Annotated in this window: 12 protein-coding genes; 2 read left to right on the top strand and 10 right to left on the bottom strand. The window is 34.4% G+C overall.

Annotation, left to right across the window (positions count from 1 at the left end):
• Positions 1–11: 11 nt before the first annotated feature.
• A complete protein-coding gene (locus FJOH_RS24925; RefSeq protein WP_012026792.1) occupies positions 12–2258 on the top strand; it encodes a TonB-dependent receptor in 2247 nt (748 codons plus the stop codon).
• A 68-nt stretch (positions 2259–2326) separates the two neighbouring features.
• Here the strand turns inward: FJOH_RS24925 and FJOH_RS24920 are convergent, their stop codons facing one another.
• The 5 genes from FJOH_RS24920 to FJOH_RS24900 form a co-directional block, all read right to left on the bottom strand.
• Entirely contained in the window at positions 2327–3217 is an 891-nt protein-coding gene (locus tag FJOH_RS24920; protein ID WP_012026791.1) for a helix-turn-helix domain-containing protein, read from the bottom strand.
• A 325-nt stretch (positions 3218–3542) separates the two neighbouring features.
• On the bottom strand, positions 3543–3938 hold the full coding sequence (locus FJOH_RS24915) for a DUF5367 family protein (protein ID WP_012026790.1): 396 nt from the start codon (positions 3936–3938) through the stop codon (positions 3543–3545).
• 5 nt (positions 3939–3943) lie between these two features.
• Positions 3944–4774, bottom strand: coding sequence for an NAD(P)H-binding protein (locus FJOH_RS24910; RefSeq protein ID WP_012026789.1), 831 nt, complete (start codon positions 4772–4774; stop codon positions 3944–3946).
• Between the two features lie 74 nt (positions 4775–4848).
• The gene (locus tag FJOH_RS24905) at positions 4849–5727 is read right to left on the bottom strand and encodes a helix-turn-helix domain-containing protein (RefSeq protein WP_012026788.1); all 879 of its coding nucleotides are present in this window, start codon (positions 5725–5727) and stop codon (positions 4849–4851) included.
• Between the two features lie 50 nt (positions 5728–5777).
• Positions 5778–7268: an aminotransferase-like domain-containing protein gene (locus FJOH_RS24900; RefSeq protein WP_012026787.1), complete on the bottom strand. Its 1491-nt coding sequence runs from the start codon at positions 7266–7268 to the stop codon at positions 5778–5780.
• Positions 7269–7334: 66 nt separating this feature from the next.
• On the opposite strand from FJOH_RS24900, the gene FJOH_RS24895 reads away from it, so the two are divergent.
• A complete protein-coding gene (locus FJOH_RS24895) occupies positions 7335–9200 on the top strand; it encodes a TonB-dependent receptor plug domain-containing protein (protein WP_012026786.1) in 1866 nt (621 codons plus the stop codon).
• Between the two features lie 107 nt (positions 9201–9307).
• Here FJOH_RS24895 and FJOH_RS24890 read toward each other — a convergent pair whose 3' ends face one another.
• The 5 genes from FJOH_RS24890 to FJOH_RS24870 form a co-directional block, all read right to left on the bottom strand.
• Entirely contained in the window at positions 9308–10579 is a 1272-nt protein-coding gene (locus tag FJOH_RS24890; RefSeq protein WP_012026785.1) for an acyltransferase family protein, read from the bottom strand.
• Between the two features lie 83 nt (positions 10580–10662).
• Positions 10663–13656: a glycoside hydrolase family 3 N-terminal domain-containing protein gene (locus FJOH_RS24885; RefSeq protein WP_012026784.1), complete on the bottom strand. Its 2994-nt coding sequence runs from the start codon at positions 13654–13656 to the stop codon at positions 10663–10665.
• 77 nt (positions 13657–13733) lie between these two features.
• On the bottom strand, positions 13734–15239 hold the full coding sequence (locus FJOH_RS24880; protein ID WP_012026783.1) for a sodium:solute symporter: 1506 nt from the start codon (positions 15237–15239) through the stop codon (positions 13734–13736).
• 328 nt (positions 15240–15567) lie between these two features.
• Positions 15568–16395, bottom strand: coding sequence for an N-acetylmuramic acid 6-phosphate etherase (murQ, locus tag FJOH_RS24875; protein ID WP_012026782.1), 828 nt, complete (start codon positions 16393–16395; stop codon positions 15568–15570).
• Positions 16396–16526: 131 nt separating this feature from the next.
• Positions 16527–17726, bottom strand: coding sequence for an exo-beta-N-acetylmuramidase NamZ family protein (locus tag FJOH_RS24870; RefSeq protein WP_012026781.1), 1200 nt, complete (start codon positions 17724–17726; stop codon positions 16527–16529).
• Between the last annotated feature and the right edge of the window lie 126 nt (positions 17727–17852).

The raw sequence follows: 17852 nt of genomic DNA, 5'->3' as shown, positions 1-17852 counted from the left end.
TGTTTTTCAAAATGAAAAATGATAAAAGAGATTACATGAAGAAGAATTTCATTTTTATATTCCTATTTTTAATTACATCATTGCCGCTTTTTGCGCAAAAAATGGTTAGCGGAATTGTTACTGACGAAGATGGATTACCAGTTAATGCAATAATTAACAGCAAAGACAATTTCAGTCAGGCCAATACAAAGAAAAACGGCAGTTTTGCGATAAGTTTAAAAAAACTGCCGGATACGTTGACAATTACCTCTACGGGATTTAAACCACAGTTTTATGCTGTGACAAACGAGAAATATTTAAACATAGTTTTAATATCACATATAGGTACACTGGATGAGGTAGTTATAAAATCGAAAAAAGTAGATAAACAACTTATAAAAATAGACTTAGAAAAAACTCCAGTAAATACAGCCCAGGACCTGCTTCGTAAAGTGCCCGGTCTGTTTATTGCACAGCATGCCGGAGGAGGAAAAGCCGAACAGATATTTCTGCGCGGGTTTGATAATGACCATGGAACGGATATTGCAATTAGTGCTGATGATATGCCTGTAAATATGCCTTCCCATGCACATGGACAGGGATATTCTGACTTACACTTTTTAATTCCGGAGACTATTCAAAACATCGATTTTGGAAAAGGATCCTACTATGCAGATAAAGGCGATTTTAATACCTCAGGTTATGTAAACTTTCACACCTACGACTCTATAAGTCAGAGTTACGTGAAAGCCGAAGCAGGAAATTTTAATACCATGAGAATAATGGGAATGGCGGATTTGCTTAAAGGTAATTCTTTACAGCAGAACGCTTTTATTGCCGGAGAATACAATTATACAGATGGACCATTTGATGTAAAACAAGATTTTAAAAGATTTAATTTATTTGGAAAATACAATCAAAAAATTGGTTCACAAGGACAATTGAGACTAGAAGCTTCCTGTTTTAATTCCAGCTGGAATGCTTCTGGTCAGATTCCTGAAAGAGCTGTTGCAGAAGGTCTCGTGGGCAGATTTGGTTCTATCGATCCTACAGAAGGAGGAAACACGCACAGGACAAATCTTTTAGCTTCATACACGTACAAAGCCAGCGAAAATCAGACATTTAAAACTACTTTTTATTACATCAATTATTTATTCAATTTATATTCAAATTTCACTTTTTACCTCATACATCCAGATGCAGGAGACGAAATAAATCAATATGATAACAGGGCGGTATACGGAATGAATACTATTTATACCAATTATTTTACATTTGATCGTTTTCATCTCAACCTGAATGCAGGATTTGGAGGCAGATTTGATGATATAAAAGACTTAGAACTAAGTTATGTAACGGCAAGATATACACTAAATGAACGTCTTGCCTGGGGAGCCGCCAAAGAAGCCAATGCTAATTCTTTTATTTCTGCCGATTTGAGTACTGGAAAATGGAGATTAAATGCAGGTTTACGTGCTGATTGGTTTTATTTTAATTATTACGATAAATTACAACCGGATTACGCCGCTTCTTCCTATAACAAAGCTCGAATCAGCCCTAAACTTAGTCTTTTTTATAATGCGTCAGATCAGCTTACATTGTATGTTAAATCTGGTTTAGGATTTCATTCAAATGATGTACGCGATGTAGTATTACAGCAAGGAACCAATATACTTCCTTATTCATTTGGAGTAGATGTTGGATGTATTTTAAAACCAGCCAAAGGTTTAGTTTTACAGCCCATTTTATGGAATAGTTATTTAAATCATGAATTTGTCTGGAATGGCGATAGTTACGGAACCAGCGATGCAGGAGCAACCAGAAGATATGGGGTAGATATTTCTACGCGTTATCAAATTCTTCCTTTTCTCTATCTCGATAATGATATTAATTGGGCTGTGCCTCGTGTTGTAGGCGCGCCTAAAGGAGATAATTATGTTGAACTCGCACCTACATTAACCAGTACAGGCGGACTTGGTTTTCAGTTTCAAAATGGTTTTTATGCTAATTTACGTTATCGTTACATGCACGATCGTCCTGCTGTACAAGATGCCAGCATTGTCGCACAAGGATATTTTGTTAATGATTTAATCTCAGGATATCAGGCAAAAAAATGGGGAATAAATCTACAGATACAAAACCTGTTTAATACAAAATGGAACGAAGCAATGTTTGCTCAGGAGACAAGATTAAAAGGAGAATCGGCTAGTGTAGAAGAATTGACATTTACGCCAGGAACGCCATTTATGGTTAAAATAGGACTCACTTACAAGATCTAAATTTTTAGAAAAAAAGATAAAGGGAATTCTGCCAATCGAGCCGAATTCCCTTTTTTTATCTATGTTAACTAGTATTGATTTAATACCTGCAAACGAAATTCTGATGGAGAGAGATGAGTTACTTTTTTAAAAACTCTTGAAAAATGAGATAGAGAATGAAAATTAAGTTCATAAGCTACATCTGCAATTTCGCGTCCTAAATCACGAAGCAGAATTTGACTGTGCTGCACGCATATTTCATTAATCCATTGTTTAGGGGGTTTTCCTGTTGCTTTCTTGATACACTTGTTTAGATAAGTTTCAGAAATATTCAGCTGCTGGGCATAAAAAATAACATTTTTATGTTCCTTGTGTTCCTGTTGCAGTTTCTCTCTAAATTTATAAGTGATATAAAGTTCTCTCGCCATAGATAATAATGGTTTATGAGAAGTTTGTCTGCTGATTTTAAGCATAATTGCCTTAAAAAAAGTCAGGCATATTTCCTCCTGTACGTAATCTGTATGAAGTTCCGCATCCAGAAGTTCAAAAGTCTTGACCATGCAGTTGTAAGCACTCTCCTGAAGCAGAATAACAGGATCTGAAGTAAGAAAAATTTGGTCCTGCCTGCTTAAAGAAATAGAGGATAAAATATCATTTTCATAAATCAGATAAAAACCTTTTACATCGGGAGACAATTCATGACTTCTCGTAATACTGCCTTGTTTAATGTTTAATATTTGTCCAGGACCTATTAAGTGATTTTCTGATTCTAACTGCTGTTTTACATAACCTTCAGAAACAAATAATAAAAAATTAAAAGAGGTTCTGTAAGGAGCAACCGGTATTACAATTTGTTTAAGATACTCTTCTATTTTATACAATTGAAGCTGCGATTTATCTTGTAAAGTAACACTGTTTATACATGGCAAAAACTGTAACTTGTACTCATAAGCACTAAGAATTTGAATAGGTTTTTCCATTTTATGGCTATACTGTATTAATTGTATTTTTAGTGAAAAATTTCAATGTAAAACTAATACAAAAATGAAGTCATTAAACAGCTGTTCTTATGTTTTATAAGTATTTTCTCTCTTTTAAAGCTTATAGCAAATAATTTGAACTTAATTTGACATAAATAAATCTTCTAGGGGCTGTTTTAAGTCCCTTTCAGCTTCAATTTTTAACTAAATGTTAGGAAATTTAAGACTTTAAGAGGTGTTTTTGGGTAAATTCAAACCAAAAGAAAAAGGAAAAACGTCGGATAGTCTTTCCTTTTTCTGATAAGTTTTGATAAAAAAACAGTTTTTATAAGCTGACTGATTTTTTGACTTTGCTCCCTTTTTTCCAGAGAAAGACTGAAAATGCATTTACAAGAGCCAGAATCCATAAAACGGGACTGGTAAAAAAACTTTCGTAACTTCTTCCGTTTGGAATTTCTACAAAAGGAACTGTAATAATTACATCCAGAAATAAAGCAGTAAGTGACATTATAATGCCAAGCTGCAAACCGCTCATTTTATAATTTTTCGAATAATAAAACTTCGCAGAACCAATGGCGAAAAATACAATCCAAATTGTGACCATAAACGACTGCCAGAAAAAAGAATCTTTTACAAATAGAATTTGTTCTAGAATATAAAAAGACAAACTAACTGCAATCCAAACCAAAATACCCGAAAAAATGGCTCTGATGTATTTCATCTTTTTTAATTTTCAGGATTCCAGATTCCGGTTTTGGCTGTTTCTTTCGCGTAAGCGCTAAAATCTTTCGCCTTTCTTCCCAAAACTTTTTCAATGTCTGAAGTAACGCTCGAATTTCTTCCGTCCAAAACCTGTTCAAAAAGATAATTTACCAGCCAGATATGATCGTCAGGAATCTGATATTCTTTCAGCATCTGCGTGTATTCTTCTAAACTTAAACCCTGAAAACTAATATTTCTGCCGCTGGCGTTGGCAATTTCATTTACCGCTTCTTTAAAAGTTAATAATCTTGGCCCAGTCAATTCATAGGTTTTTCCGTTATGATTTTCGTCTAAAAGAGCTTTTGTAACAACATCGGCAATATCATCCGCATCTGTAAAAGGTTCAAGTGCTTCGGCTCTTGGCAAAGCAACGATTCCGTAAAGAATTGGATCTAAGAAAAAGCTTTCGCTGAAATTCTGATTAAACCAGCTCGCACGGACAATCGTCCAGTTTTTGGCATTTTTCTTTACGATTTCCTCGCAAACCTGAGCTTCTTTTTCGCCTCTGCCCGAAAGTAAAACGATTTTTTCTACTCCCGATTTTACTGCAAGTTTTGTGAAATTTTCTATAGCTTCTGCAGCAAAAGGAACGGCAAGATCCGGCTGAAAAGTTATATAAACCGTATCAATATCTTTTACAATATTTTCCCAGGTTTCAGGATTTTCCCAGTCAAACGGAATTTTTTCGTTTCGTGAACCTAAACGAATTTCAAAATCTGGATTATTTTCTAATCTGGTTACAACTCTGCGTCCTGTTTTTCCATTAGAACCCAGAACTAAAATTTTCTTTTTCATATCAGTAGTTTTTTAATGATGATTACTGATACAAAGTTGTTGAGATTAAAACACAATCATTTGTCGCAAAGGAATTATGATTTGTTTGAAAAGAACTGCTGTTTTACATCGTTGGGACGCATGCCAAATTTTTTATGAAAAGCATTCGAAAACGAACTCAAACTTTCGTAACCCACTTCCCAGGCTGATTCCTGAACTGTTTTTTCGCTTTCGCGGAGTAGTTCATACGCCTTGTTTAATCGTTCTTCCTGAACAAATTTAAAAACCGGAATCCCAAAAAGTTCCTTGAAATTCTTTTTTAATTTATTGCTGTTGAGCCCAACCATTTGTGACAACTGCGTTATAGACGGCGGTGTCGAATAATTGATGGTAACAATTTCTTTGGCCTGAAAAAGTTTGTTTTTATCTGTTTCAGACAAATCCAGTTTTTTCTCAGAAGCTAAAAGCGCATAAAAATGTGCCAGAAGTTCATTGACCTGACTTTTTAAAAATAACAAACGTGTATTTCCGGTGTAGGTTGTATTAAAGATTTTTTGAACCGCCAGCTGCATTTCGAGTGTCATGTAAAACGACGGACCTTTTACAAAATGTTCTTTTGGGTTTAATAATTGTGGTAAATGATTTTCGAAAATCTCTTTTTCGGCTTGCGGTAATGAATTAAGATTTTTCAGTTTGGTAAAAATACTGATGGACTGTAAAGGTCTGTCGGGTTCAATTTTATGTGAGAATTCGACTTTTTGGTTTCCAAAAAAACAAATTGCCAGCCCTGTTGTATTTACCAAATATTTAGTCTGTTTATTGTGTTTAATTTCTAACTCAACATTTCCCGAACCATAAAAGGCAAAACCCAGCGCATCGCCGTCGATTTCACATTTTTGAACAATTGTTTTTGTGGTATTCGAATGCTCGATTAAAACAATACAATCATGTAATTCTAGAATATCTGTCGTCATAATTGAAGTTGAGGTTAGAATAAAACTTATGAAAAGGTACTATTATTTTTTTAAATGTTTGAAATCGCTTCTACCGATTCACATAAAATAGAAACCGCTTTTTCCATTTCTTGTTTTTCCAAATGCCCAAATCCCAACCTTGTAGCCGTAAGATCTTTGGTTTGGTATAAAATGGTTTTAGGCAGGAATAATCCGTTTGCTGCACATTCTTTTTGAAGCGTTATTAAATTAAATTTATCAAGCCATTCAATCCAAACGGCTAATCCTCTAAGCGGTACTTTAAATTTAATTTTAGAACTTAATTTTTCATTTAATAAGGAAACAAAATAATCCCGACGTTCCTTATAGATTTTTTTGTTCTTTTTCGAAAGTCTGTGCACTTCGCCTTCATTAATCCATTCAGATAAAACCTGCTCTTTAAGAACATCAATTCCGGGTTCGAGAATGTTTTGATGTTTTTCCAGTTCTAATATAAATTCAGAAGGCGCGGCCACAAATCCATAACTAAATCCCGACGGAAGTGATCTTCCAAAAGAGCCTATGTAAACTACTTTTTGGTTAGAATCAAATGCAGCTAAAGGCAAAATTGGATTATTATCGTAATGAAAATCAAAATCGTAATCATCTTCTAAAATCACAAATCCATATTGATTCGCCAATTCCAAAACTTCCATTCGTCTTTTGGCACTTAAAGAAATGGTTGTTGGATAATTATAGTTTGAAGTAAGGTATAATATCCTGATTTCTGTTTCTTTACAAATCTCTTTCAATCGGTTTGTATCAATTCCGTCCTGATCAACCGGAATTGTAATAATCTGCGCTCCTGTATTAGTCAAAGTCATATTCGAAATATAATAACCCGGCGAAGCCACTACAACTTTATCCCCCGGAGAAATAAGCGCTTTGGTAACCAGATACAAACTAATTTCATGACTGCTTGCCGTAAGCAGATTCGAAGTAGAAATACGTAAACCCCTCGTAAGATTTAAGTAATTCGAAAAATGAGTTTTAAAATTTAAGTGCGACTGAATCTGAATCTGCTCGTAAGTTTTAGAAGTTTTCTGCCTTTTTAATTTTGAAACATACAATCTGGCCAAAATCTCATTTTGAACCAATCTTAAATCAGGCATTCCGTCATTAAACTGATACGGAAGAGTACTGGTTTCTGTTGGATTTTCAAGTATTGTTGATTTTTTAAAAGTAAATCCAATATTATTTTCTGAATGTTTTTGATTGGAAGGAGCAATAAATTCATCTTTGCTTTTTTGCTTATGCTGAGACAATATAAATGTCCCTTTGTTTGGCAGAGTTTCAATCCAGCCCTGCGATTCCAGATCCTGAAAAGCTTTAATTAACGTATTTCGGTTTACAGAAAGCTGTCTGCATAATATACGCGTGCCCGGAAGTTTAGTTCCTTCGGGAAGAAATCCCGTTTGTATCGCTTTTATAAATTCAAAAACGATTTGCAGATAGATTGCCGTATTTTCTTTGGGCTTAAGCTCAATGAAGCTTTTAAAAGGAATTTGAACCGGACCACTCATAATTACAAAACTGGTATACTTTATTAGTACGGCAAGATACTACTTTTGCAAAAATTTTAAACCAAAATGAAAAAAATCTATTTTGCAGTCTTTACATTAGTTTGCACAAATTTTTATGCCCAAACCAAAAGGGATTCTATAATAGAAATTGATGAAGTGATTATTAACGAAAACCGTTTAAGCACACCAATTTCTAAACAAAACAGAAACGTATACGTTATAAACAGCGAAACAATAAAAAAATTACCGGGCCGTACTTTACAGGAAGTATTGCAATATGCTAACGGAGTTGATATTAGACAAAGAGGTCCTTTTGGCGGTCAGGCCGATGTAAGTGTCGACGGCGGAAGCTTTGAACAAACTGTAGTTTTATTAAACGGAGCCAAAATTATTGATTCGCAAACGGCTCATAATATGTTAAATCTGCCTCTTCCGGTAGAAGTTATTGAAAGAATTGAAGTTTTGCGTGGTCCGGCTGCCAGAATTTTTGGAATTAACAGTTTAACGGGAGCCATTAATATTATTACCAAAAAACCAACCGATTCAGGTTTTATGGTAAGTACTTATGCAGGTTCTAATTTTGAAAAAGATACAGAAAACACAGGCGATACTTTTTACGGAACGGGCATTCAGGCAGGAGCTGTTTTAGGAAAAGAAAAACAACAGCATTCGATTTTTGCATCGCATGATAAAAGCAACGGATACCGTTACAATACGGGTTTTGAAAACAATAAATTATTGTATCAGGGAAATGTTCAAATCAATGATTCTAACGAAATTTTAGGTTCATTTGGTTATGTTAAAAACGGATTTGGTGCCAACGGATTTTATGCTGCACCGGGCGACAGAAATTCTACTGAAATAGTACAGACTACTTTTGCCAACATTCAGTCGAAACATGCTATTACAGACAGATGGAAAATTATGCCGAGAGTTACCTACAGATATAATTATGACGATTACAGGTATTTAGGAAACGGAAATTTAAATGCAGGAAGAAGCCAGCATTATACGAATTCTATTGCAGCAGAATTAAACTCGTCTATTAAAACAGAAAATGGCGAAATTGGTTTTGGTGCCGAATTTAGAAATGAGGATATTCATTCGTCTAATATTGGAGATCATGATCGCGAAAATGTTGGAATTTATGCCGAATACAGAACGTATTTGTTTGAAAAATTAAATGTGAATGTAGGAACGTATTTAAATTACAATTCAGATTATAAATGGCAGATTTATCCTGGAATTGATGCGAGTTATGAATTAACGGAGGAATTTAAAATTATTGGAAACATCGGCACAAGCCAAAGAATTCCGTCTTTTACAGATTTATATCTAAACCAGCGTCCGGGAAATATTGGAAATCCTGATCTTGATTCTGAAAATGCTTTTCAAAGTGAAGTAGGGTTTAAATTCAACAGAAAGAATTTGAATTTAAATGTGAATTATTTCTACAGAGAAATCAGCAATTATATCGATTGGACCCGTATGACTACAGCAGTGCCGTGGCAGAGTCAAAACTACGGGGATTTGATTACAAACGGAATCAATATGCGCGGCAGTTACAGAATTGATTTTTCTGCAGATTCTAAATTAAATTTCACTTTAGGTTATTCGTATTTAGATTCTAAATTTAAAGACACTCGTTCTGAGCCATTTTCTAAATATTTGATTTCTTCTTTGAAACATCAAATTACTAACACAATTGATTTCCAGCATAAAGATTTTTCAGTTTTGTTTGCCACTCGTTTTAATGAAAGAGTAACGGGAGCTTCTTACTGGATTAATGATTTTAGAGTAAGTCAGTCAGTTAAAAAATTTACATTTTTCGTAGATGCTCAAAACATTTTTAATACAACTTATTTTGAAGTTGGAGCATTTCCGCTGCCGTCAAGATGGTTTAGTGCAGGTGTAAAATTTGTGAGTTTTTAAATTATAAAGGTTAGTTATATAAAAAGGGAAGACGTTTAATGTCTTCCCTTTTTTGTTTACCATAATTTTTATTGTGAGAAGAAACGAAATATTCTCGGTTGAAAATCTTAAACCTTAAATATCAATTTCTTTTTATAGAAAATCCAAAGTATTACCGACCAGAAAACAGCGTATGAAAGCGCATAAGCTAATGATGCATTTAATGGATTTTCAAAACAAGGCGCAATTCCATGTTTGTAAATTAAAGTTAATACACTGATTTCTTCTCCGCCTGTTTCCGGATTTTGAACTTGAATAGAACCAAGAACCCTCGGTATTATTCCCGAAAAGAAAAACACAATCATAGGATTTACTCCCCAGATTAAAAACAGTTTAGCCCATTTTTTATAACCCTGAATGTCGATTATATAATACAATAAACTTAAACACAAAGTTGCGATTCCGGCAGTGTATAATACATAAGAACTAGTCCAAAGTGATTTATTGATTGGGAAAATGATATTCCAAAGCAAACCTCCAATTAATAAAATAACTCCTGTAACTGCTGTCTTTTTTAGAATTTCAGTTCTGTTTGTCTGTAAGTTCAATAACTGGCCAATATACATTCCAAGAATTCCGGTGCCAATAGCTGGTAGTGTACTTAAAATTCCTTCAGGATCCCAGGTTTTAGAAACGCTCCATAAATGTCCGTTTAAAACCAAGTTATCCAGCCATGCAGCAAGATTGGTTCCTTTATCAAAATTAGCCGGACCAAATCCCGGAACGGGAACAAAAGCCATTAAAAGATAATAAATAACTAAAATTGACGCCACGACCCAAAGCTGTGTTTTTAAATTTGTTTTTAGATATAGAATAGAAGCAAAGAAATAGACGATTGCAATTCGCTGTAAAACGCCCGGTATTCTGGTATCTTCAAAATGTTCCAAACCACTAAACGCTAAAGAAAGCAGTATAATAAAAATTCCAACCGCAAGAATGGTTTTTACTTTCATCGAAAAGTTACCTAAAAGGGCATAAGCGACTGCAAATGCAATAACCAGTCTTACTCCTAATAACGGAATTCCTTCGAGACCAAATAAATGGATTCTGCTGAAAACGCTCAAGAACAATCCTAAACAGAAAATTCGCAGTGAACGAACCAAAATTTTATTAAAAACCGCTCCGTCAAAATGTTTTACCGGCATTGCAAATGGTATTGCAGTTCCCATTATAAAAACAAAAAAAGGAAATACTAAATCAGTTGGTGTACAGCCGTGCCATTCGGCGTGTTCTAATGGCGGATATATTGAAGACCAGCTTCCGGGATTATTTACTATCGTCATCAATAAAATAGTAAATCCTCTAAATACATCCAGCGAGGTTAAACGTTCTTTTGTCATTGGGTTAATATTTTAGATGTTAGATTTTAGAATTTAGATTTTTTGAAGAAGAAAGAATAAAGAAGCAAGACTTTTGGCTTGAATTATTTTATTATTGCTTCCTGGATTATTTTTTGAATTTCTTCTCTGATTTTTCCTTTCGCTAATTTATTTTCATCATTGACTACTTCTGGATAGGTTCTGTTAGATAGAAATACATACACAATTTCAGTTTCGGGATCAACCCAGGCCATGTTTCCGGTGAATCCGGTGTGACCAAAACTAGATTCTGAAACACAGCCGCAGGTTGGTCCGTCTTTTCCAATTCTTTTATCAAAACCCAAACCTCTTAAAACGCCTTTGTCTTTGTAATAGCAGGTATTAAAAGCATCGAAAGTCTGCGGTGAAAAATACTCAATACCGCCATAATTTCCTTTTTGTAAAAACAACTGCATCATTTTAGCAACGTCCATCGCATTAGAAAAAATTCCGGCGTGGCCTGCAGCACCGCCTTCCATTGCTGCTGCCATATCATGAACATAACCCTGAATAGTCTGATGTCTAAAATAATTATCGATTTCAGTAGGAGCAATGCTGTTTTTTTCGAATTTATCCAGCGGATTGTAAAGCGTATAATTCATTCCCAGCGTGCTGTAGAAATTCTCTTTGCTTAAATCTTCCAGTTTTTTATGCGTTTTTCTTTCTAAATATTCTTTTAGAATGATGAAAGTAAAATCACTGTATTTGTATTCAATTTTAGGAGATACAGGACTATCGGCAATAATTTTCATAATCGTGTCGTGATAGTCATTTCGAATATAAAGATTGTCGGCTACTTTTGTAGTAAAGCCATTTTCGGCTGTTTTTCGATAGTATTTTTCAGAAGGATTAGTATTGCTGTCTAATGTTGCTTTGTAAAACGGAATCCATGCCTGAAGTCCTGCGTAATGGTTTAACAGGTCTTTAAAAATGATATTTTCTTTGTTTGTTTTAGCAAAAAAGGGCAGCATGTCTTTCAACTTGGTATCCAGCGTCACTTTGTTTTTATCATACAACTGCATCACATTTGGCAGTGTCGAAATCATTTTTGAAATTGAAGCTACATCATACAAATCAGTATTGGTCACTTTTCTTCCGTTATCGTAGGTTTGAGATCCGTATGATTTCTGGAAAATCACATTTCCTTTTCTGGCAACCAAAACCTGCATTCCCGGTGCCATTTTTCCGTCGATTGCTTTTTGCGCGACAGCATCAATTTTTGAAAGAATTGCAGGATTCATATTGACATTTTCAGGAGCGGTAAAAGCCAGACGATTTAGTTTTTCAGTCGTCAATCCGTCATTTACTTTGAAAGAATTATTAATCGAAACCGGCAGTTTTCCTTTGGCATCTATTGCTCCAAAAAGTAATTCGGCAGAAACAACCTGACTAATATCTGAATTTTGGTAAGAAACCACTAAACCTTCAATATCATCAAAATCAGTAATTGACAATAATGAATACGGTTTTGCAAAAACATCCAGAATTACTTTGTTGTGTTTGGCGATTTCTTTCAGCCAAAGCATTTCAGTTAATGTAAATTCTTGCTTTTCCCAAGGTTTGTTTACTTTATGGAAACTGATAATAACCTTGTCAAACTTTTTTAATTCCTTATTCAGACTGTCAAGATTGGTATCTTTAACCTCTGTGATTTCGGTATATTTTTTTAAGGTAGAAATAAAAGCGCTGTTTGTGTCGTCGCCTAATTTTATATAGGCAATTTTCTGATCCAGTTCTTTTATAGGAAGTATTTCCTTTTCATTCTTTAAAACGGTAACGGCATTTTCATACAATTGATAATGCAGCGCATCATTTTGCGGCGGATTAAGATCATTGTAAATGTTTGCCATATCAATAGGCTTGTAATGATTTAATCCGGCTTTGTATTTATAGTGCAGAATTTTTTTAACCGAATGTGCTAAACGTTCTTCGGTTATAATATTATTGTTATAAGCTTCTTCTAATTTTTGAACCGCAACCGGAACATTTTCAGGACACAGTAAAATGTCATTTCCAGCCAAAAGCACCGCAATTTCTAAATCGCCGGGACCTTTAAAATTTGCTGCTCCTTTCATGGCTAAACCATCGGTAAAAATTAAACCATCAAAGCCTAATTCTTTTTGAAGCAGATTGGTAACGACATTATAAGAAGCCGAAGACGGCAGATTTGGAATTGGTTCTAAACTTGGAATATTAAGGTGTGCTACCATTACAGAAACCAAACCTTCATCAAACATTCGTTTGTATGGATATAATTCGACCAAATCAAGACGTTCTTTAGAGAAATTAACGGTTGGTAAAGCATGATGCGAATCTGTTGCTGTATCGCCATGTCCGGGAAAATGTTTTCCGGTACAGAAAACGCCGTTCCCTTGTATTCCGTTCATTAACGCAATGGCTTTTTCGCTTACATTTACTTTGTCTTCGCCAAAAGAACGGTTTCCAATAATAGGGTTTTTAGGATTGGTATTGATGTCTAAAACAGGAGCAAAATTGAAGTGAACGCCAATTCGCTTGTTTTCATTGGCCATATTTCGGCCCACTTTTTCAATTAATTTTAAATCTTGAATTGCACCCAAAGTCATATTCCACGGATAGCGGTATGTAGAATCTAAACGCATGGCTAATCCCCATTCGGCATCAATTCCTACGAACAAAGGTACTTTTGCTTTTGACTGATATAAATTGGTCAATTTTGCCTGACGAACCGGACCGCCCTGAAAAAAGATAACGCTTCCTACTTTGTATTCTTCAATTAACTTTGAAACTTGATTGACATGAATGGAGTCTTTGTTTGAATAAGCCGAAACCATAAATAATTGGCCTACTTTTTCGCGAAGCGGCATTTTACTGTAAATGCTGTCAACCCAGGCCGTTTCTTTATCAGAATCTTTGAAAAAGGTTTTTTTCTCTGATTTATCTTCTTTGTAAACAATGGTATCTTTTAACGGAATGTCTTTTTTTGAATCTGTAACTGTGTTGTTTTTTTTGACAGCACAATTGGTGATTAAAAATAAAAATGAAGCACAAAGGCTGATCTTTATGATGTAATCTTTCATACTATTTTTTTTGAATCAATTGAAGTTTTGTTTTAAACGTCAATTGGCTGGGTAAATTATTTGCGTTTTTAAACCGATTAAAAACTTATTTTTTCGTGGCTTCGAGAACTTGTTATATATAATCCTAAATAGGTGATTAATCCGTTCAGTACAATTAACTCATTGTCAAAAACATATCCTGAAAATAATAGTTTCGAGTTTTCATTTATTAAATAGGTTAGGAAAGGAGCCAAGAGACAAATAAACGGTACTAACTTATCGTTTACATATCTTGATTTTTGGAACAATCCAAAAGCATATAACCCTAATAATGGACCGTAAGTATAAGAAGCAACTTTGAAAATCATTCCCACAACAGAACTGTCGTTGATGGTATTGAAAATAATAATGACAAAGAAAATTAATACCGAAAAACTGATGTGTACTAAATGTCTGGTTCTAACGGTATTTTTTTTGGTATTTTCACTTTTATCCATTCCTAAAAAGTCAACACAAAAAGAAGTTGTTAAAGCTGTTAATGCCGAATCTGTTGTGGCAAAAGTCGCCGCGATAATTCCCAGTAAAAACACAATGGCTGGAACTACTGCTAAATGATTTAAGGCAATTTCAGGAAAGAGTAAATCGGTTCTGGGTTTTCCTGTAACTAAATCAGTTGGAATAGCGATTCCGTTTTTATTAGCATAAATATATAATAGAGCTCCAACACTTAAAAAGAAAATATTAATAACTACAAAGATTCCTGTAAAAGTGAACATATTTTTTTGTGCTTCGCCAATGTTTTTACAGCTCAGGTTTTTTTGCATTAAATCCTGATCCAGACCTGTCATGGCGATGGTTACGAACATTCCGCCTAAAATTTGTTTTACAAAATGGAATTTGCTTCCGAAGAAATCATCAAAGAAAAATATTTTAGAATAGTTGCTGTTTTTTACTTCTTCAAATGCGCTGATGGCACTTAAATCCATACGGTCGCAGATGAAATAAATAGTAAGAAAAACTGATGTTACTAGAAAAAACGTTTGTAAAGTATCAGTAATAATAATCGTTTTTAATCCGCCTCTGTACGTATAAGAGAAAATAAGCAGTAAAGAGATTAATACTGTCAAGGCAAATGGAATATGAAAGTAATCGAATACAAAACGCTGCAATACAATTACAACAAGATAAAGCCTGAATGCTGAACTTATGGTTCTGCTGATTAAGAAAATAGAAGCGGCAGTTTTGTAACTGTAAAGCCCCATTCTTTGTTCAATATAACCATAAATTGAAGTCAGGTTCATTCGGTAATACAACGGCAGCAATAGTTTTGTGATTACAATAAAACCAAGAGCATTTCCTAAAACGAACTGAAAATATTTGAATTGTTCACCGCTTGGTGCGCCAACTTCTCCGGGAACGGATATAAAGGTTACTCCGGAAAGAGCAGTTCCAATCATTCCAAAAGCAACTAAATACCATTTGGAGTTTTTATTGGCTGTAAAAAAAGCATCATTTCCGCTGTCTTTTCTGCTCACTCTGTGTGAGATATAGAATAGGGTTCCGAAATAAACGATAATAAGGAGAAGAATGGTAGTTGGTGTCATTTTATAGTTTTGGTGGTTTTGGTTTTTTATAATTTATTCAAATAACGGATTTTAATTTGACCTGACAGATTGTTAATCGGTCAGGTCGCCGTTAAAAACTCAAAAAATGAAAATTCAGTTTTTGATTTGTATAAATCTATAAAAACGTATTGGATTAATTCATAAAAAAAACATTTAACACATAGGGACATAGGTTTTATATGTGTAAAGAATTTAAAAAGAAACATGTTTCTAACTCATAGCTGTCTCTGTGTGTTTAAATAAGTGAAACGCCTTTTTTATAGTGTTAGATCTATGTTGCTATGTGTTTAATTAAATACTGCAGTTTTTAGATTTCCTGATTTTTGTTTTGAGCTAATAAAACAGCTCTTACGCTTTTGTGTTTGTGCAGTAATTCTTCGGCTAAATCATATTCAATGTTTAGTTCTTCCATAATCATTTTAATGCCTCGCTTTACCAGTTTTTCGTTAGACAGCTGCATATCGACCATTTTGTTGCCTTTTACTTTCCCCAGTTTTATCATTACCGAAGTAGAAATCATGTTTAAAGTCAGTTTTTGAGCCGTTCCAGCTTTCATTCTTGTACTTCCTGTTAAGAATTCCGGTCCTACAATTAATTCAATCGGATAATCAGCTTCCTGAGCAATAAGTCCGTTGCTGATGCAGGAAATACTTCCTGTTTTAATATTGTGTTCTTTCGCTTTTTTCAAAGCTCCCAAAACATACGGCGTGTTTCCAGAAGCGGCAATTCCAATAATCATATCCAGACTTGAAATTTCAAACTTGGCTAAATCCTTCCATGCCTGTTCTGTATCATCTTCAGCATTTTCAACTGCTTTGCGTATGGCGGTGTCACCTCCGGCAATGATTCCGATTATCATATCATGCGGTACGCCAAAAGTAGGCGGACATTCTGATGCATCTAAAATACCAATACGTCCCGAAGTTCCGGCTCCAATATAAAATAATCGGCCTCCAAGCTGCATTTTTTTTACGATCGCTTTAACCAGTTTTTCAATTTTTGGAATTTGTTCTTCAATAATATGGGGTACTTTTTTGTCTTCTGTGTTGATGTTAGTAAGAAGTTCTTTCACGCTCATTTGATCCAAGTCTTTGTACAAAGATTCTTGTTCAGTTTCAGGATTTTTATTTTTCATTTTTCTTTTCTTTTTTGATTTTGAAACAGCAGATTTTGATATTTATGATTTCGATATTTTGTATGAGGTTCCTCTACTTTTGTGTAAAGTAGTCGGTTTGTAATGATTTGGGGAGATTTTAAAAGCTGTGCTTAATAGAGCAGATAAGGTTTTCTCATGATTAGAAAAGCTTCCAGGTCTTTTTTCCAGCCTGCGCGAATGTCTTTTTCTGAAACTCCCGATTCAATTTGCTGCTGCAGTTTTTTGGTTCCGGCAAGTTTGGTAAAAAAAGCATTAAAAAATTTCGTTTTATCGCTGGTATTTTGATAGGCTTTAATGAGCCATTTTAATTCTAATTGGGTTAGTTTAGGATAAGAGGTTAAATCTTCGCCAAAACATTCTTTTCCATTATAAAGAGGATCTTTAGCACCAAAATTTGGTTTTGGCGTAAAGCTGAAATTGGTTTTTGTTAAGTAAGGTGAACCGTAAATTTGAAATTGTTTTTCAGTGCCGCGTCCCATGCTTACATTCGTTCCTTCAAAAAGACACAAACTTGCATATAAATTTATGGATTGATCGTTTGGAAGGTTTGGAGATGGTTTTACCAATAAACTATATGGCATTGTTCGTTTGTAATTCACACACGGAATTACTGTCAGTTTACATTGCGCACCATTTTTCAGCCATTTTTGGCCGTTTACCATTTGTGCATATTCGCCAATCGTCATTCCGTGAAGTACCGGAATAGGGTGCATGCCTACAAAACTGGTAAATTCTTTTTCTAAAAGCGGACCGTCAACAATACTTCCGTTTGGATTTGGGCGGTCCAGAATTATAAGCGGTACATTGTTTTCGGCGCAGGCTTCCATTACATAATGCAAAGAAGAAATATAAGTGTAAAAACGGGCGCCGACATCCTGTAAATCGAAAATCATAATATCGATTCCGGCTAACTGTTCAGGTTTTGGTTTTTTATTATCTCCATAAAGAGAAATGATAGATAAACCGGTTTTAGGATCTTTTCCGTCAACAATATGTTCACCTGCATCGGCAGTTCCTCTAAATCCGTGTTCAGGAGCAAAAATGGTTTGTACTGCAATTTTTTTCTCTAATAAAAAATCTACCAAATGGGTTTTGTCAGACAAAATTCCGGTTTGATTGGTTACAATTCCTATTTTTTTATTCTTTAAAAGCGGTAAATATTTCTCGTAATTATCAGCTCCGGTTTTTATTGCGGGCGGATTTGTTTCTGATGTGTTATTTTTTGCAACTGCTGAAAACGAATTAGAATAAGAAGATGTAAATATGAAAGAAGTTACAATAAGAACACTTTTTGCTATGAATTTTATCATTTTTATTACAGTTATAGTTAAGACAAAAATTGACTAAATAAAATTAGATTATTATTTGATTGCTTTTGATGTTTTTTGATTGTTGTCGTGTGGTTTGTAGAAAATAAATATCTGATTTTGGTCAGA

The sequence above is a fragment of the Flavobacterium johnsoniae UW101 genome, from assembly GCF_000016645.1.
GTDB classification, from domain to species: domain Bacteria; phylum Bacteroidota; class Bacteroidia; order Flavobacteriales; family Flavobacteriaceae; genus Flavobacterium; species Flavobacterium johnsoniae.
The sequence above is the reverse complement of the archived record's forward strand: the minus strand, read 5'-3'. Positions and strand labels throughout refer to the sequence as shown.